This is a genomic window from Streptomyces sp. NPDC059037 (assembly GCF_042740015.1).
Classification (GTDB): Bacteria; Actinomycetota; Actinomycetes; order Streptomycetales; family Streptomycetaceae; genus Streptomyces.
Genome location: NZ_JBHYIG010000014.1, coordinates 27492 through 47665 on the forward strand (window position 1 = coordinate 27492; position 20174 = coordinate 47665).

Genomic DNA, 20174 nt, shown 5'->3' on the forward strand with positions numbered 1-20174 from the left:
GCCCCCCCCGCCCCGCCCCCCCCCGGGTCTCCCACCCCCCGGGGGGGGGCCGCGCCGGGGGGGGGCGGGCCCCCGCCCTCCTCCCGTCCGCATACGCCGGGCAGACGGGCACCGGACTTACAGGACCAGGAAAGGAAGCCGGCCATGGAGAGTGGAACCGGTCTGGACGCGGGTACGTACGACGTGCTGCGTGACCGCCTCACGGCCCAGGCCCGGCAACTGGCGGAACGCGCGACCGCCCTCAACGACCGGCGGGTGGACGCGTTCGGTTCCACCGAGCTGACCCTCGTCGGCACCGAAAGCATCCGCACCGAGCAGCCGTGCCTGCCGCGCGACGTCATAGCCGTCGGAGAATCCCTGCTCCTGGGCCACGCCGTCCCCCTCGGTGCGAACCCGGAGACGGGGGTCGGTGATGTCTTCGCACTGTACGACCGCGACCTGAACCGGCTCCCCGACGACGCTGTCCCCGGCCTGCTGGACGCCCCGGCCTTCGCCCGCGAATTCGCCGCCCTCTTCCGCTACTACCGCGATGCCCGGCTCCTCCAGCTCCGGCACACCGACGGCAAGGTGCTGGCCGTCTTCCAGACCGGCGAGAGGACCGAGGACATCCGGGTCCTGCGCTGGGCGCTGTCCACCGACGGGCGGGCGGATTTCCTGGACGCGCGCGGCGAGCGCGACCACGTCTTCCCGCCGTCCCACGACTTCGAGTGGACCGAGGCGACCCGCGAGGATCACGTCCTGGGTCGGCACCCGCACGTCTCCATTGGCGGCGACCTCTTCGTGGCGACCGGCGGCGGCACCCTGACCGTCAAGGTCGAGGACAACACCGAGACGGGCGACGGCGTGTATGCCGAGCCGGTCGACGAGCCGCTGCAGTCCCTGGCCGACGCGGACATGGCGCACGCGCGCGTGGGCGCGCTGATCCTGCTGCGCGTACGCCCCTACAAGGAGCACGTCTGGCGCCACCTCGTCTTCAACACCCTGACCAAGACCGTCGTCCGCCTCGACGGCATCGGGCAGGCGTGCCGCCGCCTGCCCGAGGACCAGGGCATCGTCTTCCCCGGCGGCTACTACCTGGCCACGGGCACATACAAGACCTTCGACGCGCTCGACACCGATGGCCTGGAGTACGAGCGCACGGTGCGCTCACCCAACGGCGAGGACGTGCTCTTCGCCTTCCACGCGCGCGTGGAAGGCCGCAGCTTGCTCCTGCCGTACAACATGATCCGCAAGGAGGTGGCGACCCCGCTCTCCTGTCACGGCTACGCGCTCTTCGACGACGGCACGCTGGCCGTGCTGCGCGCCGACTCCGACGAACCCGCCCGCGTCCACCCGCTGCAGCTGTGGCAGTCCCCGTACGTATCGGACACCCACGCCGCCGCCCAGCCGGCGGGGGAGGGGCCCCTGGCCCGCATCGGCAACGCCGACCTCGTTCGCGGCATCTCGGACTGCCTCTCCATCGCCCGCGCCGTCACCGGGACCACACACACCGCCGAGGTCTACGAGGCGCTCGCCGCGTCCTGCGTACGGGCCGCCGACTCCTACCACTGGCTGGGCAACGGCGAGTTGGGGGACCTACGGACCCCACTGGACGCCGTGCGTGCCACCGCGGAGCAGGTCCTCGCCGAGTTCGAGGCCGTGCAAGCCCTGACCCGGCAGGCCGCCGAGGCACTCGCCGAATCGGCCGCCCGCATCGCCGCGCTCGTCCGCCGCATCCGCGGTGAGGCCCCGCGGGCCGCGCCCGAATGGGTGGAGCGCATCACCGAACTTCGCCGCGCCCAGGGCCACTTGCTGACCCTGAAGGACATGCGGTACGCCGACGGGGACCGCATCGACTCCCTCGCCGGCAATCTGTCGGGCGACATCGCGTCGGCCGGGCAGCGCGCCGTCGCCTTCCTGGAACGCCCGGACGCCTTCGCCGCGTACCACGCCGACATCGAGCAACTGACCACCGACGCCGACGCGCTGGCCACGGTCGCCGAGGCGGCGCCCCTCACGGACCGGCTCCAGCAGCTGACGGAGCAGCTCCAGACCGTCACCGAGGTCGTCGCCGGACTCGACATCGGTGACGCCACCGTCCGCACCGCCATCCTTGAGCGCATCGCCGAGGTCCTCGCGGGCGTCAACCGCGCCCGCGCCACGCTGGACGCCCGCCGCCGCGAACTGACCGCGCACGAGGGGCGGGCCGAGTTCGCCGCCGAGTTCTCCCTGCTCGGTCAGGCCGTCACCGGCGCACTCGCCGCCGCCACGACCCCCGAGACCTGCGACGACCAGCTCGCCCGCCTCCTCCTCCAACTGGAGAACCTGGAAGGCCGGTTCGCGGACTCCGACGACTTCCTCGCCGCCCTCGACGCCAAGCGCACCGAGGTCTACGAGGCGTTCGCCGCCCGCAAGCAGACCCTTGCCGACACCCGCGCCCGGCACGCCGAACGCCTCGCCGGCTCTGCCGCCCGCGTCCTCGACACGGTCGCGCGCCGCCTGGCCACGCTCGTCTCCGCCGATGAGATCAACACGTACTTCGCCTCTGACCCGATGGTCGCCAAGGTGCGCCGTACCATCGACGATCTGCGCGAACTCGACGACCAGGTACGGGCCGAAGAGCTCACCGGCCGCCTCGAGTCCGCCCGCCAGGAAGCCGCCCGCGCCCTACGCGACCGCACCGAGCTGTACGCGGACGGCGGCGACACCATCCGCCTCGGCCGCCATCGCTTCGCGGTCAACACCCAGCCCCTCGACCTGACGCTCGTCCCGACCGCGGACGGCGACGGCATGGCCTTCGCGCTGACCGGCACCGACTACCGCGCCCCCGTGACCGACCTGGCCTTCGCCGAGCTGCGCCCCTACTGGGACCAGCTCCTGCCGTCCGAGACCGCCGAGGTCTACCGCGCCGAACACCTGGCAGCCCGCCTCCTGTCCGAGCGGGGCGCGCAGGCCCTCATCGACAGCGACGACCTGGCCGCACTCGTGCACGCGGCGGCGGAGGCGGCGTACGACGAAGGCTACGAAAGGGGCGTCCACGACCACGACGCGACACTGATCCTCGGCGCGCTCCTGCGCCTGCACACCGCGGCGGGCCCGCTGCGCCACACGCCCGAAGCACGCGCCACGGCACAGCTGTTCTGGACCCACGACACGGGTCCCGCGGAGCGCGAGCTCTGGACCCGCCGCGCGGTGTCCCTGGCCCGCGCCCGCGACACCTTCGGGCTCGCACCCGCCATCGACGACCTGTGCGCGGAGCTCGCCCAGCGGATCGGCGCACCGGCCGCCGCATACCTCTTCGAGGAACTCACCACCGGGCCCGCCGGATTCGTCACCACGGAGTCCACCCGCACGCTGCTCGACAAGTTCCGCCGTAGGGTGGACGGCCCGGCCTACGAGGCCGACCTGGCCGGCATCACCAACCTGCACGCACGGCGCCAGCTCGTCGAGGCATGGCTCCACGCGTACACCGCCACCACCGGAGAAAGCGACGGTGACCTGGCGGAAGCGGTCGCTGTCGAACTCTGCCCGGACCTGGAGCGCTACGAGCACGCGGCCCCGCACGCCGAGATCATCGAGGGCCTCCTCGGCACCCACCCCCGCATCGAAGGGCGCCGCCTCACGGTCCGCATCGATGAACTCCTCGCCCGCACCCGCGACTTCCGCGCCGACACCGTGCCGGGCTTCCGCGCCTACCAGGCCCGGCGCACCGCACTGGTCGGGGGCGAACGGAGGCGGCTGCGCCTGGACGAGTACCGACCCAAGGTCATGTCCACCTTCGTCCGCAACCGCCTCATCGACGAGGTCTACATGCCGCTGATCGGAGACAGCCTCGGCAAGCAGTTCGGCGGCTCGGGCGGGCTGCTGCTGCTCGTCTCGCCGCCCGGCTACGGCAAGACGACGCTCATGGAGTACGTCGCCGACCGCCTCGGTCTCGTCCTGGTCAAGGTCAACGGTCCCGCGCTCGGCCGCGGCGTCACCTCCCTCGACCCCGCCGAAGCCCCGAACGCGACCGCACGCCAGGAGATCGACAAGGTCAACTTTGCGCTGGAGGCGGGCAACAACGTTCTCCTCTACCTCGACGACATCCAGCACACCTCGCCCGAGCTGCTGCAGAAGTTCATCTCGCTGTGCGACGCCCAGCGCCGCATGGAAGGCGTCTGGAACGGCACGTCACGCACGTACGACCTGCGGGGCAAGCGCTTCGCGGTCTGCATGGCGGGCAACCCCTACACCGAGTCCGGCGGACGCTTCCGCGTCCCCGACATGCTCGCCAACCGCGCCGACGTCTGGAACCTCGGCGACGTCCTGACCGGCAAGGAAGACGCCTTCGCCGACAGCTTCGTCGAGAACGCCCTGACCGCGAACCCGGTCCTCGCCCCGCTCGCCGGGCGCGACCGCGCCGACCTCGACCTCCTGATCCGCATCGCCGAGAACGACCCCGCCGCGCGCCCCGACCGGCTCGCCCACCCCTACGCCCCCGCCGAAGTGGAGCGCATCGTCGCTGTCCTTCGGCACCTGCTCACCGCGCGTGCGACCGTCCTCGCGGTCAATGCCGCCTACATCGCGTCCGCGGGCCAGACGGACACCACCCGTACCGAACCGCCCTTCCAACTCCAGGGCTCCTACCGCAACATGAACAAGATCGCCGCCAGGATCGACCCCGTCATGAACGACACCGAACTCGCCGCCCTCATCGACGACCACTACACGGGCGAGGCCCAGACCCTCACCACCGGCACCGAGGCGAACCTGCTGAAACTGGCGGAGCTGCGCGGCACGCTCACCCGGGAGCAGTCGGAACGCTGGGCCGAAATCAAGGCGACCCATGTCAGGGCCACCGTGCTCGGCGGCCCCGAAGAGGACTCGCTGGTCCGCGCGGTCGCCGCACTAGATCTTCTCGCCGACCGGGTCGCCTCGGTCGAGACCGCCATCACCCGCGCCACAGACCCACGCCACGCACTCGCCAACCCGGCGGCCCGGCACGCCAGTCGCCCATGACAATGCTTCCGTCGACGCGCACCACCCCTTCCGCTCATCCGCGACGTCGGCGTACGACCAACCGATCAGGGACTGACATGGCCAACCACGGCGAACATGACGAACATCTGCAGGGGTACGCCCGTATCCTCGCCGACGCCTCGGCGACCGGACGCCGACTGACGCGTGACGAGTTGAACTCGCGCCGCGTGCTGGGTGAGCGCGCGGCGGAGGCAGGCCACGGCCTACGCGAACTGATCGGTGCTCACCTGGCCGCGACCAGGGCTGAGTGGCCCGCCAATCCGTCTTCGGCCGACGGCGTGCTGGCCGCCGTCGAGCAGGCGGTGGACGCCTTCGCCGAGGGCTACGAACGCGCCCAGCGTCTGGCCTTACGCCAAGAGGTCGCCGCCCGGCGGGAGTTCATCGACGATCTATTCTACGACCGCAGCGACCTGGGCCTGCTCGCTCAGCGCGCGGAGCGCTTCGGGCTGCGCCTGTCCCACAGCATGCCGTCGCCGTCGCCCAGGGCGAGACCCCGTACGACGAAGGCGACGCCGTGCCCCGCGAGGTCGAACGCGCCCTCATCAGCCGGTTCGGGGACCGCAGCATCCTGCTCACCACCAAGGACGGCCGCCTGATCTGTATCGCCCCCGGCGACCAGGACGAGGTCCTCGCCCACTTCGCCAAGCAGGCGTACGCCGCCACCGACGGAGGCCGCGTCGCCATCGGCCGCCCGCAGCCCGGCCCCGGCGGCGTCGTCCACTCCTACGAGGAAGCCCTCAACGCCCTCGACCTGGCCCACCGCCTGGAATTCGATGCCCCCGTACTGCGGGCCGCCGAGCTCCTGGTCTACCCCGTCCTCACCTGCGACCGGCAGGCCATGGCCGACCTGGTGGTCAACACCCTCGGCCCGCTCCAACGAGCCCGCGGCGGAGCGAAGCCGCTCATCGACACCCTCGCCACAGTCTTCGACTCCGGCTGCGTGGCAGCGGAATCGGCCCGCCGCCTCTCCCTCAGCGTGCGTGCCCTGACATACCGCCTGGAGCGTATCCACAAGCTCACCGGCGCCAACCCCGCCGACCCCGTGCACCGCTACACCCTCCAGACCGCGGCCATCGGCGCCCGCCTGCTCGACTGGCCGAACCAGCGGTTCTGAGCCGTACTCATGCGGTGTCGGTGGCCCGGGCCAGGAATCGCTCGCGCAGCTGCCCCATGTCCTGATGAGCCGTGGCGTGCGGAACGTGCTCGTTCCACTGCCGGGCCAGGCCGTCCAACAGATCGGCCAGGGCGCGGCCGAGTGGTCGGCGGGTCAGCAGCAGTCCGGCGGAGACCAAGGGGCGCAGGAGCGAGCGGCCTCGTACCGACAACGTGACCCGCATGTCCCATCGCCCATCGTCGCAGGGGCGGGGTACTGCCCGTACGGTGGCTTTGGCGAGGCGGTGATCCAGGTGGCCTCGAAGGGCCGGGGCATGCGAACGCCTGCCCGCTGCCGATGCCCACCAATTCTCCAGACCGAGTTCGGCTCCGCCCGTCGCCTTGGCCAGTGACCGCCACTTGCCGCCGAGGAGCAAACTGCCCCTCATCTCGGCTCTGTGAGGCCGGTCGACGCTCGTGAGCGAGCACTCCAGCACGGTGAGCGAACCCGTCTCCTCATCCCGGACGACGCATTCCACCCGCAGTGCCGACCTCCGGTCGAACTCCCGCACCGTGACGCGCACCTGCGCCTGCTCGGCGTCGTCGACTTCGTACACCGCCCCTGGTGAAAGATGCCGGCCCTGCACGAGCCGCAGGCCGGGCACGGCACGGTTCCCGTTCCCGGGCAGCAGCACCTCCTCCTTCTCGGTGTGCGTCTCACGCGCCAACCCGTAGAAGAGGGAAAGGGCTTGGTGGGTCCAGGAGCGCGGAACGGCGGCGACGGTCACCGAGTGACTGATGCGGACCATGGGACGAGCATGGCCCGCTCGGCGACCGGTCGGCAAGATCCGCCCGTCTACCGACCGGCGGATCAGCGCCCGGCCGAACCCTTCGACTGACTTGCTCAGTGCTCCTGGTAGCGCAACAGCAGCATCGCCGCGTCATCGTGTAGCGGCCCCTCCGCATGCTGTACGAGCTCGGCGCGGACTGCGTGAAGAGCAGCCTCCGGATCTGGGTCCTTGAGCAGGAAGGAGTGCTCCCCGAGTGGATAGAAGGCGCCGGTGCGGTCTCGGGTCTCGGTGACGCCGTCGGTGTAGAGCAGGACTTGGTCGCCCGGTGCGAAGTCCGTCTCGTAGGGCTCAGGTCCCGCGGCGGCAAGGAGGCCCAGACCCAGTGGCAGCGCGTATCGGGGCGGTTCGGGGAAGCGCGTCGTGCCGTTCGGCCGTACGACCATGGGTGCAGGGTGGCCGTAATTGAGCAGTTTGATCGTGTGCCGGTCGGCCACCTCGGCGAGTATCGCCGTCACAAACTTCTCTCCCTGCAGCTCGCGGTTGACCACACGCTCCACGCGGGCGCCGACGCTCGTCAGATCCGGTTCCTCGTGCGCTGCCTCGCGGAACGCGCCGAGGACGAGAGCCGCGGTTTCCACCGCATCGAGGCCCTTGCCCTGGACGTCGCCCACGATGACGCGGACTCCCTGTGGGGAGACGACGACCTCGTACAGGTCGCCGCCGATGCGGGCCTCGGCGACAGCGGAGGTGTACGAAGAGGCGATCCGAAGGGGCCCGGCGCTGCGTGGCACCGGCCGCAGCAGCACCCGCTGGGCGACCTCCGCGATGGAGCGGACGCTGGCCAGTTCGGCCTCTCGGCGCTGGCGCATCATCGCCGCCGCGATCCCTGCCGCGGTCACCCCTGCCACCGAGGCCATCGCGGTGTAGAGGCGGCGCTGCGAGTAGGACTCGTTGTAGATGCCGAGTGCGGTGCACAGCAGCAGAGCCGACGCCCCGATGAGCGCCGTACGCCGCCAGCCGCCGACCAGGCCCGCGAAGGCGGGACCGAGCGACACCAGAGGCAGATAGCCCACGCCCGGACCGGCGCCGACATCCACGGCGGTGACGATCACCATCACGACGAAGGGAAGGACCGCCAGAGCGGTGAGGTGCGGCGGCTTACTGTCGGTCATGGCGCGCTCCCGTGGTGCTCCTTCGGCGACGAGCAGCCTTCCACGGCGCCCCCCTCGGTGTGTGCTCTATGAGGATTTGTCCGGCGGGAGCGCCCGGTGGCTTGCCCGATATCGGATCGCAGCCACCGGACGAGGCTTGCGGCGCTGGGCTGTCGGAGGCGGAGTCGATCGCTCTGCCCCTCACGAGAGAGGTACCCGGGCCCGGACTCGTTTGCCGCCCGCGCTCCGTTCCACGGCCACGGCGAGGCACAGCTCGCGAATGACCTCCAGACCGCGCTTCCTGCTCGGTGCCCGGGCGGAGTCCGTCGGCTCGCGGAGGGTGGGGGCCGTTTCCCAGACGCTGATCTCCAGGACCTGTTCGCTCAGCTCCAGTTCCAGGACGCAGGGCCCGGCAGCATGCCGACCCGCGTTGGCCACCAGCTCGGACACCACGAACCAGACCGTTCCCTGGGCCGTTATGGGCACCGGCACACCGTTCCCACGTGCCTCGTCGAGGAAATCGGTGGCCACCGCGCGGGCTTCCGCTGCCGCTGCGGTCCTTCCCTCGAACGCCCTGCCCGCGTACATGGTCCCTCCCTCTCGCCTGTCGCTCCGGGTGGGCCAGACGAATCCTGTCACCACGATGGCGCGGCCCTTTCAACCCTTGCATTATGCAAAATGAATCCCTGGGTGTTTGTCGCAGGCACACAGCACCCCGGTCAGACTTGCAGGGTCGCCGCGAGCAGCTCGACCGAGGGCTCACCCGCCGCTTTGGCGAACGAGCGCAGCGCCGGAACGAGAGCGGCGCGCTGAACGTCCGGCATCGACTCCAGGATGCGGGTGATGGCCTCCATCCGGCGGCGGGTGACGTTGTGCACGAGGTCTTGTCCGCGCGGCGACAACACGACAGCCGTTTCGGCGTCGTCGCGCCGCTGTACAGAGGGCTGGAGCAGGCCGGAGGAGTTCAAAGTGCCCATGAGGCGCCGAACGACCCTCTCCTCTGCCCCCAGCAGGTCGGCCAGGTGCGGCGCCGTCGCTGATTCGTTGACCCCTAGGACGACCATCAGCCGGAACTGCAGGAGAGTCAGGGTCTCCTCCACCTCGGCCAAGGAGCGGGCGGACACGGCGACCAGGAGGCGGGAGGCGGTCAGCACCGCCGAGACAGAGTCCTGTAGTTCATCGTGACGGTGGCCGCGTTCCTCAAGGAGGACACGCAGCAGGCGCTGCGCTGTGACGATCCCGCAGACCTGCGGGCGCCCCCCGGTGCGGTCAAGGACGACGGCCGCGGGGCTGTCCGTACGCGTCAGCCGGATGAAGACCTGGGAGACGTCGCTGTCGGGGGCGACAGTCAGTGGCTGACGTGGCCCAGGAAGCAGATCGCCGAGTGATCTGCCGCCCAGTGCACGGTCTCGCTGGACCTGGGCGAAGGGCCCCGACAGGGAGATCAGCCCGGCATGAACGGTCAAGGATTCCGGCAGCAGATGGCGGAGAACTTCCTGAGCCTGGACGAGCCCACATGGCTCACCGGCCGAGTCCACAAGGACCAGATACGGTTCCGGGCTGATGGCGAGCAGACGCGCCGCGACCACAGCGTCGCAGTCGACATCCACGGTCTGGCATGGGTTGGCGAGGTCGGCGGCGAACATCGGCGGCTCCCGTATGCAGCTCGGAACAGGTTGCCGACCAGACTTCCCGGCGCTCCAGGAGTGTCCTTTACAGGTCCTCCCCGGGCCATCCTTGCACAGGGCAACCCTTCGTTGGAGAGCTTCGACAAGTTGCGGATCTGCGCCGACTTCAGTGAACGCGGTCGCGGTGGGGTGGCTGATCATCTGGGTGAAGCGGTCGCCCGATTCCCGTCGCAAGTAGGGACAGGAGGCGGGGGAGTTCCTACCGTGGGCGGTATGGGACGGCGATTCGGGCGATCAGCCCCACCGGAGAGCGGTCGCGGCGAGGGGGCGGCCGTCGTGCTCGCGCAGGATCGCGGCTGGTCAGATGAGCTGCGGTGCGCTGTGGGTGCAGGCGTGGTGCTGTGTGGGGCGCTGGTGCTGCTCGACTGGGGGAGCGGGCACTTGTCGGGGATGCGGGTCGGCCTGTGGGGTGTATTGGGGTGTCTGCTCTGTGTCGTGCTGTTGCCGCGCCGAGTGCGCGCGGGCGAGGGCTGGATGTCTTCGCGGGGGCTGTTCCGTACGCGGTGGGTGCATACGAACTTGCTGACAGCAGTGAGGGTTTGGGACGGCGTGGCGCAACGGCTCGTTCTGAGTGATACACGCGGTAATCGGATGGTCCTGGACCCGCGGGTGCTCACCGCCAATCCCATGCTCTGGCACCTGCTGGAGCGGGGAGCTCGTCACTCCCATGAGAGTGGGAGCCTGTTGTGCGGGGCGAGAGTGCTGGAGCAGCTGGCACGGCGGGTTGACGGTGAGACGGGCCGGGGCGTGTTCACTGCTTCCGGACTGCGGTGACCGGAGTTGAGCCCTGCGGTGCACCGGTCAGGCGAGGGCGAAGTAGCGCAGCCACACGTAGCCGGCTGAGATGGTCACGGTGACGGCGGTGACGACGAGGCCGTATTTGGTGAACTGCCAGAAGCTGATGGGCTGTCGGTTGCGTTCGGCGATGCCGAGGACGACGACGTTGGCGCTTGCGCCGATGGCGGTGGCGTTGCCGCCGAGGTCGGCGCCGATGGCCAGGGCCCACCACATGATGTGGGGGCCGGAGCCGCCCATGGATTCGACCAGGTCGCTGGTGATGGGTGCCATGGTGGCGACGTAGGGAATGTTGTCGATGATGCCGGAGAGGCTGGCGGAGGCACTGAGGAGCAACATGGAGCCGCCCAGTTCGCTGCCGCCGATGGTGTCGGCAAGTGCTGTGGAGATCTCGCCGATGACGCCGGTCTCGATGAGTCCGCCGATCATGATGAAGAGTCCGGCGAAGAAGGCGAGGGTGGGCCACTCGACCTCACGGAGGACTTCCCCGGTCTCGACCGTGGAGATGGCGATGAGGAGTCCGGCGCCGAGCAGGGCGACGACGCTGGGCTCGTAGTGCAGCACCGGGTGCAGCACGAATCCCGCCATCACCAGCACCAGGACGGCCAGTCCCTGGATGAGCAGGCGTGGGTGGTGGATCGCTTCGCGCTCCTCCAGTTCCATGATCGCTTCGGCGCGGGCCTCGTCGTAGACGAAGGTCTTGCGGAACATGAAGCGGCACAGCGCGATCAGCACCAGCACCAGCACTGCGGACAGCGGGGCCAGGTGGACGAGGAAGTCGTTGAAGCTCAGGTCGGCCCGGCTGGCAATGATGATGTTGGGCGGGTCGCCGACCAGGGTGGCCATACCGCCGATGTTGGAGGCCAAAACTTCGGCGATCAGGAACGGCGCCACCGGCAGCGCGAGCCGCTCGCACACCAGGAAGGTGACCGGGGCGATCAACAGCACCGTGGTGACGTTGTCCAGGAGTGCCGAGGCCACGGCGGTGATCACGACCAGCATCACCATCACTCGGAAAGGCTTCGCTTTGGCGCGCTTGACGGACCAGATGGCCAGGTACTCGAACAGCCCTGTCCTCTTCAGTACCCCGACGATCATCATCATGCCCATCAGCAGGAAGATGACGTTCCAGTCGACGCCCGAATGTTCGGAGTAGAAGGCCGATTTGTCGTCGGTCGCGCCGATCGCCAACATCAGTGCCGCGCCGCCGAGCGCCGCGGCGACCCGGTGGATCTTCTCGCTGATGATCAGCGCGTACGCGCCGACGAATACGGCGATGGCCGCCCAGCTGTCCCAGTCGTTCACGATTCTCCGATGAATTGTTCCGCCAGGCGGGCAGCCGTGATGGCGCCGATGAGCCGGATCCGTCCGCCGGCCGGTTCCTCCTGTATGTCGTCGGGAACCAATAGGCCCACCAGCTCGGACCCTGGCACTGTGGCGTACGGTCGGCCGTCGGAGTCGACTACGTGCAGAGCCGGGAGCCGGTGATCGGCCAGCGGCCGGGCGCTCGTCGCATCGTCGGCCGTGCTGACCCGCGGATAGTGCTCAGCCTTGGCCACGGTCGTGGCCAAGGCGGGCGAAGGGCAGCTGTTCCGAGGCGGAGGGGCCCGCAGTTCGCCGGCAGTGGCCGTGCGGTCCTTCGCGGCACCGGTGAGTTCCCGGATGGCAGCGCCCGCCGCAGGCGACTGAACAGCCAGCATGATCAACACCTCGATCGGCGAAGAGACTTGTCCCTGCATCGCCGACCAGGCTTCCCGGCACTCCACGGCGGACCCTACACGGGCTTTACGCCCCCTTGACAGACCTTGACGCGCAATGAGCGGGCGATTCGTCCGCTGGGGTCCCGCAGCTGCAGGGAGAGCAGTGCACGACTACCGGGGGCGTTGCGGCGGCCGAGAAACCCACCACCAGTAACGATGAGTTGCCAAGCGAACGCGGAGTGGCAGTAGAGTCCTCGGTGGTGTGCCGGGAAGTCTGGTCGGCGGTCGGAAAATCCCAACAATCGCATGTCCAGTTGGAGTTCACCTCGCTCGAGGTGTGGGGTCTTCGGCTGGTCGGTGAGGAGCCCGCAGATGCGCGCACATGACCTGGCTGAGCCGTACCCGACCGTGAGCACGGATGATGATGCCGTCGACGCGGCCCGTCTGTTCGTCGAGCGCAAGCTGCCCGCGCTGCTCGTTCTCGACCGTGATCAGCGGCCTTACGCGATCGTGCCGGGATCGCAGCTGCTGAGGGTGGCGGTGCCCGATTTCGTGCTCGACGAACCGTCGTTGGCCGTCAAGGCCGGGGACACCGATCTTGAGATGCTCACCGAACAGCTGAGCGGCATGACGGTGGCGCAGTGGCTGCCGCCACGCCGCATTCTGCCCACCGTGGTGGGGCCTGGTGCCAGCGCGATGGAGATTGCCGCGCTGATGGTGCGTACGCACACACCTCTGGTGGCGGTCGTGGAGTCGGACGGCCGTGGCACGCGCACGACTGGCGCGATCACGGCGGCCCGCCTCATGGAGCACTTGCTTACCCCGCGGTGAGTGGGGCTTTGACCGCCGGCTTCGGGGGAAGGGGCAGGGCCCGGTGACGTTGCCGCAGCTGTATCTGTCGCTGCTCATCGCCTCCCTCATTCTGCTGGCCAGCATCGCCGGTGCCCGTCTGGCCGGCCGTCTTGGCCTTCCGAGTCTGCTGCTGTTCCTCGCTGTGGGGGTCCTCGTCGGTGAGGACGGGATCGGGCTGGACTTCGACGACGCGCAACTCGCCCAGTCGTTGGGCACGGCCGCGCTGGCCGTCATCCTTGTCGACGGAGGCTTGACCACCGCCTGGGGCGACATCCGCCGTCTGCTGGCGCCGGCCGGCGTGCTGGCGACCGCCGGTGTCGGCATCTGCATGCTGGTCACCGCCGTGGGTGCGCATCTGCTGCTCGGCGTGGACTGGACGCCGGCTCTGCTGCTGGGGGCGATCGTTTCCTCGACCGATGCCGCCGCGGTCTTCGCCGTGTTGCGGGCTGTGCCGCTGCCGCGGAAGGTCACCGGCCTGCTGGAAGCCGAGTCAGGATTCAATGACGCTCCCACGATCATCCTGGTGCTCGTGTTCAGTAGTGGCGCCGCCGAGGGCCTGCCGAGCCCGGGCTCGCTGGCCGGGACGCTGGTCTATCAGTTGACCGTGGGCGGTGTGCTCGGCGTACTCGTCGGGCGAGCCGGTGTGGCCGCGCTCCGGCATATCGCCCTGCCCGCCACCGGGCTCTATCCGCTGGCCACGGTCGGATTGGGCGTCACTGCCTTCGCCGCCGCCGGGGTGATCGGGGCCAGCGGCATCCTCGCCGCCTATCTGGCCGGGTTGGTGCTGGGCAACTCGAACCTACCGCACCGCGCCGCCACGCGTTCCTTCGCCGAAGGGGCGGGATGGCTGGCGCAGATCGGGCTGTTCGTCATGCTCGGGCTGCTCGTCACCCCCAGCGAGCTGCCCGACGCCGTGCTGCCGGCCCTCGGCGTCGGTCTGGTTCTGCTCCTGGCCGCCCGGCCCCTGTCAGTCCTGCTGTGCCTGCTGCCCTTCGGAATTCCGTGGCGAGAGCAAGCCTTCATCTCGTGGGCCGGACTGCGCGGTGCGGTACCGATCGTGCTGGCTTCCTTCCCCATCGTCGAAGGCGTCAGCGGGGCACGCGACGTACTCAACATCGTGTTCGTCCTGGTCGTCACCTACACCCTCGTCCAGGGGCCAAGCCTCCCCGCCATGGCACGTCTGCTGGGCCTGACCCGGCCCGGTGCGCTACGCGAGATCCAGGTCGAGACGGCACCGCTGGACGTACTGGATGCCGACCTGCTCACCGTGGCCGTCCCGGAAGGTTCGAAGCTTCAGGGGGTGGCCGTCTTCGAACTGCGCCTACCCCCACCCACCGTGGTCACCTTGATCGTCCGTGACGGCGCCAGCCTCGTCCCTCACGGTGACACCGTGCTCCGCGCGCGCGATCAACTCCTGCTGGTGACCACGTCTGCCGTACGCGACCGTGCGGAACGGCGTCTACGGGCGATCGGCCGACGAGGGAAACTGGCCCGCTGGTTCGGCGAACACGGCGAGCTCGACGTACCGGTCGACAGGACGTGACTGCTTTGGGGGCGGAGCGACGGATGGCCTGCTCGTGTCCGAGGGGAACGGCTGCCACCCGTCGTCGGACTCGGATGCTGCGTCGGGTATCACGGCAGCGGCCGGTCGGGCGCGGCGTCGAGACGCACGAAGGGGATCTGGCGGCCTGCCTGGCGGTATGACTCCACGCTGCCGTCGACGTCGAAGCCCACGAACGCGCACAGGCGCCTTGCCGCGCGTGGATGGAGCGGCGCGTAGCGAGCCATGATCTCGCCGCCCTCGGCCTCGGTGAGGAAGTGGGCGGTGACGGCGTGGTGGCGGTTGCCGACCTGGATCGAGGTCTTGGGCGTCTTGCGGAGGTTCTGGTACCAGGCGGATGTGGGGCCGAACCCGGATGCGAGGGTCCAACTGCCCTGCTCGGGATCGTGGGCGACGGCCTCCAGGACCACGGTCCGGTCGAGCCCGCTGACGCGTCCGATGTGGTGCAGGAGCAGGAGGCGCTTGCCGAACAGGAAGCCGAGCCCCACGCGGTAGAGGCCGACGGGAAGGCGGGCCAGGCGTCGCCGCCATCCGCGCGGCAGTTGGGGCCGCCGCAGGGGTGGTTGCCGGTCCGTGGCGCGCTGTTCTGCCGTCATGGCGTCGCCCTTCTTGGGGGCCGCGTGTCGGAATCGATCGGATAACGAGCGTCCTGCTTCTTCCCTTAGTGGGTGCAATCTTTGCATAGTCTAAATGTGAGGGAGGGTCGCTCGGCGAAGGCGGCTCGCAGCTTGTGACGACACTGCCGGGAGCGCCATGACTACTGCGGAGCACGAGGAGGGACGCGTCGTCCTTTCCTGGTTGCCGGTTGTGGTGATGGCGGTCGTGACCGTCGTGGACCTCACGGCCGGTCCCGGGGTGGGGTTCCTCCCGCTGGTGTCGCTCGGGCCTGCCTTCGCCGGGCTGATCGGTACGTGGCGGCGCACCGCGCTGATTGGAGTCGTGGCGCTGCTGCTGTGCGTGGGGCTCGGTGCGTACGACGGTCTCTTCGACAGCCGGCGCGGCTATACGGCGATGGCGTCCGTGGTGGGGGTGACCGCTGCGGGTGTCACGGCCGCGGTGATGCGCGGGCGACGCGAGGTGGAACTGGCCAGTGTGCGCTCGATCGCCGAAGTGGCGCAGCGGGTGCTGTTGCGCCCGGTGCCGCGGAGCGCGGGACCGCTGCAGGTCGCTGTCTCCTATACCTCCGCGGTCGCGGAGGCGCGGATCGGTGGTGACCTGTACGAGGTCGTGGCCTCCCCGTACGGCGTGCGGGTGATCGTTGGAGATGTGCAGGGCAAGAGACTTGCCGCGGTGGAGACGGCGGCGCTGGTGCTGGGCGCCTTTCGTGAGGCGGCGCACGACGAGCCGGACCTGGTCGCTCTCGCCGCCCGTCTGGAGCGCAGTGTGGCCCGGGAGGCGAACGGCGAGAAGTTCGTGACCGCGGTCCTCGCCGAGGCGCGGGTCGAGGAGCGGGCCGCAGTGTTGCTGAACTGCGGGCATCCGGCCCCGATGCTCGTACGCTCCGACGGCTGCGTCGACTTCCCCCGCCCGCCCGCCCGCCTACGCACTTCCGCTCGGCCTGGGCACGCACGGAGGCGAGCCACCCCGCTCCTGCCGCGTCGACTTCGCCCCGGGCGATCAACTCCTGTTCTACACCGACGGCGTGACCGAGGCCCGCGACGCGGACGGCACCTTCTTCCCCCTGGAAGAGCGGGCCGGCCTGCTCAAGAGCCCCGAGGCCGAGGCCGCGCTCGAGGCGCTGCGCGAGGACGTGGTACGGCACGCCAGCGGCCCCTTGCACGACGACGCGGCCATGCTGCTGCGCTACCGGTGACGGTGAACGATGAACATCGAGAGGCGGAGGGCGCGCTGCACCGCGGGCAGGGTAGAAAAGTGCCATGGCCAGGAAAGCGGCTCCGGTGGAGCGCATGGACGATGTGGATGCGGTGACCCGTGCGGTGCTGACGGCGTCGCGGGTGTTGGTAGCGGTGTCCGCGCGTTCCCTCGCCGAGGTCGAGGACCGGGTGACGCTGCCGCAGTTCCGCATGCTGGTGGTGCTCTCTTCGCGCGGGGAGACCAAACTCGTCGCGCTGGCCGAGCTGTTGGGCGTGGCCCCGTCGACGGCGATGCGCATGGTCGACCGGCTGATCGCGGCCGGGCTCGCGGCCCGGCAGACCAATCCCGACAACCGCCGCGAGACCCTGCTGCGGCTCACCGACGAGGGTCGCCGCACGGTGGAGGACGTCACCGCGCGGCGCCGCCAGGAGATCGCGTCGATCGTCGAGCGGCTCGCCCCGCAGCAGCGAACGGCGCTCATCGACGCGTTGACGGACTTCAACCAGGCGGGCGGCGAACCACTGGCACCGTCTCCGGACGCGGGCACGGACCTGTATCCGCTGGGCTGGGGCGAATCACCGACGGCAGGCTGACCAGCAGCATTCCGGGTCTCCTGCCCGCATCGTCGAAGGACAGGAGACCTGGACTGCATGACCGCACGGCACGTACGACACCGCTATAAGTACGGCCGCGAACGAGCGTCCCTCGCCGCCGCGTGGTCGTTGCCACCCGGTGGCGACAGGACCGCGCCGTCTCCCGTCGTGGTGCACGCCGCACGTGACGGGAGCGGCCGACGGTCATGCTCCGCGGCAAGCACGCCGGAGTCGCCCAGCACGTGGTGGGTGCGTTGAGGCACGGCAGGGCTCGCATGTGTCCTGAGCGGTGGGCTGCGTCCGGCTGCCGGGGCCCGGCAGCGTGACGCCCGGGTTGCGTCCGGTCGGGAACGGCGCGCCCGAGGCGGTGCAGCGCGCAAGGTGGTCGCGACATCGTCGGGTCCGATGAGGGAGGGGGTTCGGAATGCGAGCGATACGTCAGGGCACGGCGGCTCGCCGCTCGGCTGCGCCCGGTCTCGCCGAGCACCTGCGGAGCGTCCTGTGGGGGCCTGCAGAGTTCATCGGGATTCCCGGGCGGCTGCTGGCCGAGGGCCTCGCGGTTGGGGGCGCCACGGCAGTGGTGATCGTCGGGTCGGCCTTTGCCGTGATGTGGGGCGGCCCTCGGGGTCTGGTCACCGGCGAACTCGGCCTGACGGTGGTCGCCGCCCTGGTGCTGTACCTGATGGTGCTGCGAGCCGGACGTGTGCTGATCGGTCTGGTCGCGGTGCTGGGCGCATGCCTGGCTTTCATGGCGCCGGATGTTGCGATCGGGGTAGTACTGCAGCAGCGCGGCCGTGTGGAGCCGGCACGGGTGGCCTCGGTTCAGGCGGAGGCCGAACACGGGCGTTCCGTTTGCTCGGTCACGGACATCGACGCCGTTCCGGCGGGCGCTGAAGTGTGGCGCGGCTGCGCCGAGTCGATTTGGGTGGGGGAAACCCAGCCCCTGGTGTTACACCCCCCCGGGCGAGCCCCCACCCCGGGCGTCGCCACACCGGGAGAGTTGCGCGGGGCGGAGCTTCGGCTGGCGGCTCTCTCGGTCCTGTTCGTCGGCGGATGCACGGTCGCGGTGGTGCGCTCGTTCCGGCTGGAGGCGACGTCGGGCGGAGCCTGAGCTGCCCCGGCCAGGGGTGGCCTACCGTACGTGCACCCAGGCTGCCTGTGAGGGAATGCCGTCCCGGTCGGTGGCGAAGACCATGTACCAGCCGGACGGGATGAGGGAGTTGTCGCCGGGCACGCTCACGGTCAGGCCGTCCTTGTCCCGGCGGATGACGTCGAGAGCGATGGACCGCTGGTCGAAGTCGGTGACGTGAGTGGCGGAACCGGGCCGCATGAGACGTACGTGCTGGATGCGTCCGGCGTCCGGGGTGCGCAGCGCCAGCCGCACACCGCGCTGCACGTCGGTCGCCGCGGCGGTGAGTCGGGGACGGTCACCGTGGTGGAGGTAGGGCGGTTCGAAGACTTCGACGCGCTGCTCGAAGTGCCCGGCGCGGGAGTTGGCCTTGTCGGAGAAGAGAGGGTCGGAGCCGAAGACGGCGATCCGGCCGTCCGGCAGCAGGAGAGCCTCGGTGTGGTAGTTGCGGCCGACGGTGGGGGCGGCGGCGGGGGTGAAGGTGTTCTTCTTCGGGTCGTAGATCTGGGAGCGGAGGATGTCGCTGGCGCCGCGGCCGCGGTAGCCGCGGCTGCCACCGGTCGTGAACACGGTGTCGTCCGGCATCAGCACACTGTTCAAGTACCGGGTCTTTTCAGGGAGTTCGGGCCCGGCCTTGAAGATGGGGCGGGCGCCATCGAGGTCGACGATCGCAGTACGGGCAGTCGCCTTCGTCGACTCGCCCACGCCGCCTCCGCCGAGGACCATGACCTTGTGATCCTGCGCGGGCGGCAGCAGCATGGACGACGAAGTCTCCAGGATGTCGGGGTCCTTGAGCCCGCCGACGGTGGTGAACGTGTTGTCGGCCAGGTTCCACAGCCCGGGGGAGCGCCCCTTGTCTGCGGGGCCGTACCCGGCGTTGGAGCCGGAGTAGAAGATCTTCTCCTTCCCGGTGACGAAGAAGGAGGGGTAGGTGGGGAAGTAGCGCGTCGGCGCCTTCGACCAGCGCTTGGTGGCGGGGTCGTAGCTCTCGTTCTTGCCGGGCACGACCTGCCCCACGTCGTCGAGCCCGGACACGGCCAGGACCCGGCCGTCGGAGAGCGTGGTCAGGGTGGGATACCAGCGGGCCTCGCTCATCGAGCCGACCTTGGTGTATTTCTCGGTGACCGGGTCGAACTCGTAGGCATCCTTGATGCCTTGAAAGTCCTTCTTGTCGAGGCCGAGCTTGTTGGCGATGCCGTAGAAGTTGTCGGCGTCATCGCCGCGCAGGCCCTCGATCTCGTACTGCTTGGTGGTGTTGGTGATGCCCTTCGGGCCATCGAGGGCGGACTCGACGTAGACGCGGGCCTGGCTCGCGGTGACCTTCGCAGCGCCGCCAGGCCCGACGATCGTCTTCTTCGCGGCAGGTACGTGGACGGGGAACTGACTGCGGTACTCGGTGCCGTTGGCGGCACGGAAGACCGTGCCCTTGGGGAGGGAGCGGGCTTGGTCGGGGTCCTCGTTCTTGACGAGCATGGCGCCACCTGCCCGCATCACGTCCCCCTTCAGTACCTCATAGCGGGCCGTGCCGCCCGCGATCAGGACTTTTCCATCAGGGAGTTGGGCGTGCCCCGCGCAGAACAGGTCCTTGGGGGTGTCGATCTTCTTGAAGGTGTCGGTGCGAGGGTCCCAGAGCGTGGACTTGAAGGCGCCGCCGTTGAACTGCTTGACGTCGTTGCCCGATCCGGCGATCAGCAATACCTTGCCGGTGCGCAGCAGGACCGCGTGGATCGAGTTCAGCTGATGCCCGCCGGGCAGGTCCGCGAGCGCCCAGTGGCCCCGTTCCGCCTTGTACGAAGGCTGGTTGATCTCCCAGTCGTGGTACTTCTCACGCGCCACACCGAGCACGGCGGGGGCGTTGAGCCCGGCCAGGACGAGGACGGCGCCCGCGCCGAGCCAGGTCTTTCGGGCCTTGAGAAGGGAACGGTGGGCGGCGGCCATCGATGCCTCCAGGAGCGACGTCGTACGCGGGACTGACGCGTCGACGACTACCGCAGCGGGACGATCGG

At 69.7% G+C, this 20174-nt stretch carries 13 protein-coding genes and 2 pseudogenes; 7 read left to right on the forward strand and 8 right to left on the reverse strand.

Annotated features, from left to right (window positions below; genetic code table 11):
* Positions 1–144 precede the first annotated feature (144 nt).
* Together ACFWY6_RS05285 and ACFWY6_RS05290 are read left to right on the forward strand one after the other, a co-directional pair.
* Entirely contained in the window at positions 145–4980 is a 4836-nt protein-coding gene (locus tag ACFWY6_RS05285) for a DNA repair ATPase (RefSeq protein ID WP_384686574.1), read from the forward strand.
* A 77-nt stretch (positions 4981–5057) separates the two neighbouring features.
* Positions 5058–6115 (forward strand): annotated as a pseudogene (locus ACFWY6_RS05290) (PucR family transcriptional regulator).
* Between the two features lie 7 nt (positions 6116–6122).
* On the opposite strand, the gene ACFWY6_RS05295 reads toward ACFWY6_RS05290, so the two are convergent.
* The 6 genes from ACFWY6_RS05295 to ACFWY6_RS05320 all read right to left on the reverse strand — a co-directional run bounded on the left by ACFWY6_RS05295 (position 6123) and on the right by ACFWY6_RS05320 (position 12218).
* Positions 6123–6902 carry a hypothetical protein gene (locus ACFWY6_RS05295; RefSeq protein ID WP_384686576.1) on the reverse strand — a complete coding sequence of 260 codons (780 nt, stop codon included), beginning with the start codon at positions 6900–6902 and terminating at the stop codon, positions 6123–6125.
* A gap of 95 nt (positions 6903–6997) precedes the next feature.
* The gene (locus tag ACFWY6_RS05300; RefSeq protein ID WP_384686578.1) at positions 6998–8056 is read right to left on the reverse strand and encodes a PP2C family protein-serine/threonine phosphatase; all 1059 of its coding nucleotides are present in this window, start codon (positions 8054–8056) and stop codon (positions 6998–7000) included.
* 180 nt (positions 8057–8236) lie between these two features.
* On the reverse strand, positions 8237–8623 hold the full coding sequence (locus tag ACFWY6_RS05305) for an ATP-binding protein (protein ID WP_384686580.1): 387 nt from the start codon (positions 8621–8623) through the stop codon (positions 8237–8239).
* A 131-nt stretch (positions 8624–8754) separates the two neighbouring features.
* Positions 8755–9681: a CBS domain-containing protein gene (locus ACFWY6_RS05310; RefSeq protein WP_384686582.1), complete on the reverse strand. Its 927-nt coding sequence runs from the start codon at positions 9679–9681 to the stop codon at positions 8755–8757.
* 843 nt (positions 9682–10524) lie between these two features.
* Positions 10525–11823, reverse strand: a complete 1299-nt coding sequence (locus tag ACFWY6_RS05315) for an SLC13 family permease (protein WP_384686583.1) — start codon at positions 11821–11823, stop codon at positions 10525–10527.
* Positions 11820–12218 carry a hypothetical protein gene (locus tag ACFWY6_RS05320; protein ID WP_384686585.1) on the reverse strand — a complete coding sequence of 133 codons (399 nt, stop codon included), beginning with the start codon at positions 12216–12218 and terminating at the stop codon, positions 11820–11822. Before ACFWY6_RS05320 ends, ACFWY6_RS05315 begins: the two co-directional genes overlap by 4 nt.
* Positions 12219–12590: 372 nt before the next feature.
* Here ACFWY6_RS05320 and ACFWY6_RS05325 point away from each other — a divergent pair, with 372 nt between their 5' ends.
* Both ACFWY6_RS05325 and ACFWY6_RS05330 read left to right on the forward strand, forming a co-directional pair.
* On the forward strand, positions 12591–13049 hold the full coding sequence (locus tag ACFWY6_RS05325) for a CBS domain-containing protein (protein ID WP_384686587.1): 459 nt from the start codon (positions 12591–12593) through the stop codon (positions 13047–13049).
* Between the two features lie 43 nt (positions 13050–13092).
* Positions 13093–14613, forward strand: coding sequence for a potassium/proton antiporter (locus ACFWY6_RS05330; protein WP_384686589.1), 1521 nt, complete (start codon positions 13093–13095; stop codon positions 14611–14613).
* Between the two features lie 89 nt (positions 14614–14702).
* Here ACFWY6_RS05330 and ACFWY6_RS05335 read toward each other — a convergent pair whose 3' ends face one another.
* Positions 14703–15227, reverse strand: coding sequence for a nitroreductase family deazaflavin-dependent oxidoreductase (locus tag ACFWY6_RS05335; protein ID WP_384686591.1), 525 nt, complete (start codon positions 15225–15227; stop codon positions 14703–14705).
* A 157-nt stretch (positions 15228–15384) separates the two neighbouring features.
* Between ACFWY6_RS05335 and ACFWY6_RS05340 the strand changes: the two are divergent.
* The 3 genes and pseudogenes from ACFWY6_RS05340 (at position 15385) to ACFWY6_RS05350 (ending at position 18150) form a co-directional block, all read left to right on the forward strand.
* Positions 15385–16444: pseudogene (locus ACFWY6_RS05340) on the forward strand (PP2C family protein-serine/threonine phosphatase).
* A 64-nt stretch (positions 16445–16508) separates the two neighbouring features.
* Positions 16509–17039, forward strand: a complete 531-nt coding sequence (locus ACFWY6_RS05345) for a MarR family winged helix-turn-helix transcriptional regulator (RefSeq protein ID WP_384686593.1) — start codon at positions 16509–16511, stop codon at positions 17037–17039.
* A 424-nt stretch (positions 17040–17463) separates the two neighbouring features.
* The gene (locus ACFWY6_RS05350) at positions 17464–18150 is read left to right on the forward strand and encodes a hypothetical protein (RefSeq protein ID WP_384686595.1); all 687 of its coding nucleotides are present in this window, start codon (positions 17464–17466) and stop codon (positions 18148–18150) included.
* Between the two features lie 21 nt (positions 18151–18171).
* Here ACFWY6_RS05350 and ACFWY6_RS05355 read toward each other — a convergent pair whose 3' ends face one another.
* Positions 18172–20106 (reverse strand): galactose oxidase-like domain-containing protein, encoded by a 1935-nt coding sequence (locus tag ACFWY6_RS05355; RefSeq protein ID WP_384686597.1) that lies wholly within the window; start codon positions 20104–20106, stop codon positions 18172–18174.
* Positions 20107–20174 lie beyond the last annotated feature (68 nt).

Bases quoted from the DNA above. Each gene is read 5' to 3' on its own strand.
- ACFWY6_RS05310 (WP_384686582.1), bottom strand. From the start codon at position 9,681: ATGTTCGCCGCCGACCTCGCCAACCCATGCCAGACCGTGGATGTCGAC.
- ACFWY6_RS05345 (WP_384686593.1), top strand. From the start codon at position 16,509: ATGGCCAGGAAAGCGGCTCCGGTGGAGCGCATGGACGATGTGGATGCG.
- ACFWY6_RS05325 (WP_384686587.1), top strand. From the start codon at position 12,591: ATGCGCGCACATGACCTGGCTGAGCCGTACCCGACCGTGAGCACGGAT.
- ACFWY6_RS05335 (WP_384686591.1), bottom strand. From the start codon at position 15,227: ATGACGGCAGAACAGCGCGCCACGGACCGGCAACCACCCCTGCGGCGG.
- ACFWY6_RS05300 (WP_384686578.1), bottom strand. From the start codon at position 8,056: ATGACCGACAGTAAGCCGCCGCACCTCACCGCTCTGGCGGTCCTTCCC.
- ACFWY6_RS05295 (WP_384686576.1), bottom strand. From the start codon at position 6,902: ATGGTCCGCATCAGTCACTCGGTGACCGTCGCCGCCGTTCCGCGCTCC.
- ACFWY6_RS05320 (WP_384686585.1), bottom strand. From the start codon at position 12,218: ATGCTGGCTGTTCAGTCGCCTGCGGCGGGCGCTGCCATCCGGGAACTC.
- ACFWY6_RS05305 (WP_384686580.1), bottom strand. From the start codon at position 8,623: ATGTACGCGGGCAGGGCGTTCGAGGGAAGGACCGCAGCGGCAGCGGAA.
- ACFWY6_RS05285 (WP_384686574.1), top strand. From the start codon at position 145: ATGGAGAGTGGAACCGGTCTGGACGCGGGTACGTACGACGTGCTGCGT.
- ACFWY6_RS05355 (WP_384686597.1), bottom strand. From the start codon at position 20,106: ATGGCCGCCGCCCACCGTTCCCTTCTCAAGGCCCGAAAGACCTGGCTC.
- ACFWY6_RS05350 (WP_384686595.1), top strand. From the start codon at position 17,464: ATGCGAGCGATACGTCAGGGCACGGCGGCTCGCCGCTCGGCTGCGCCC.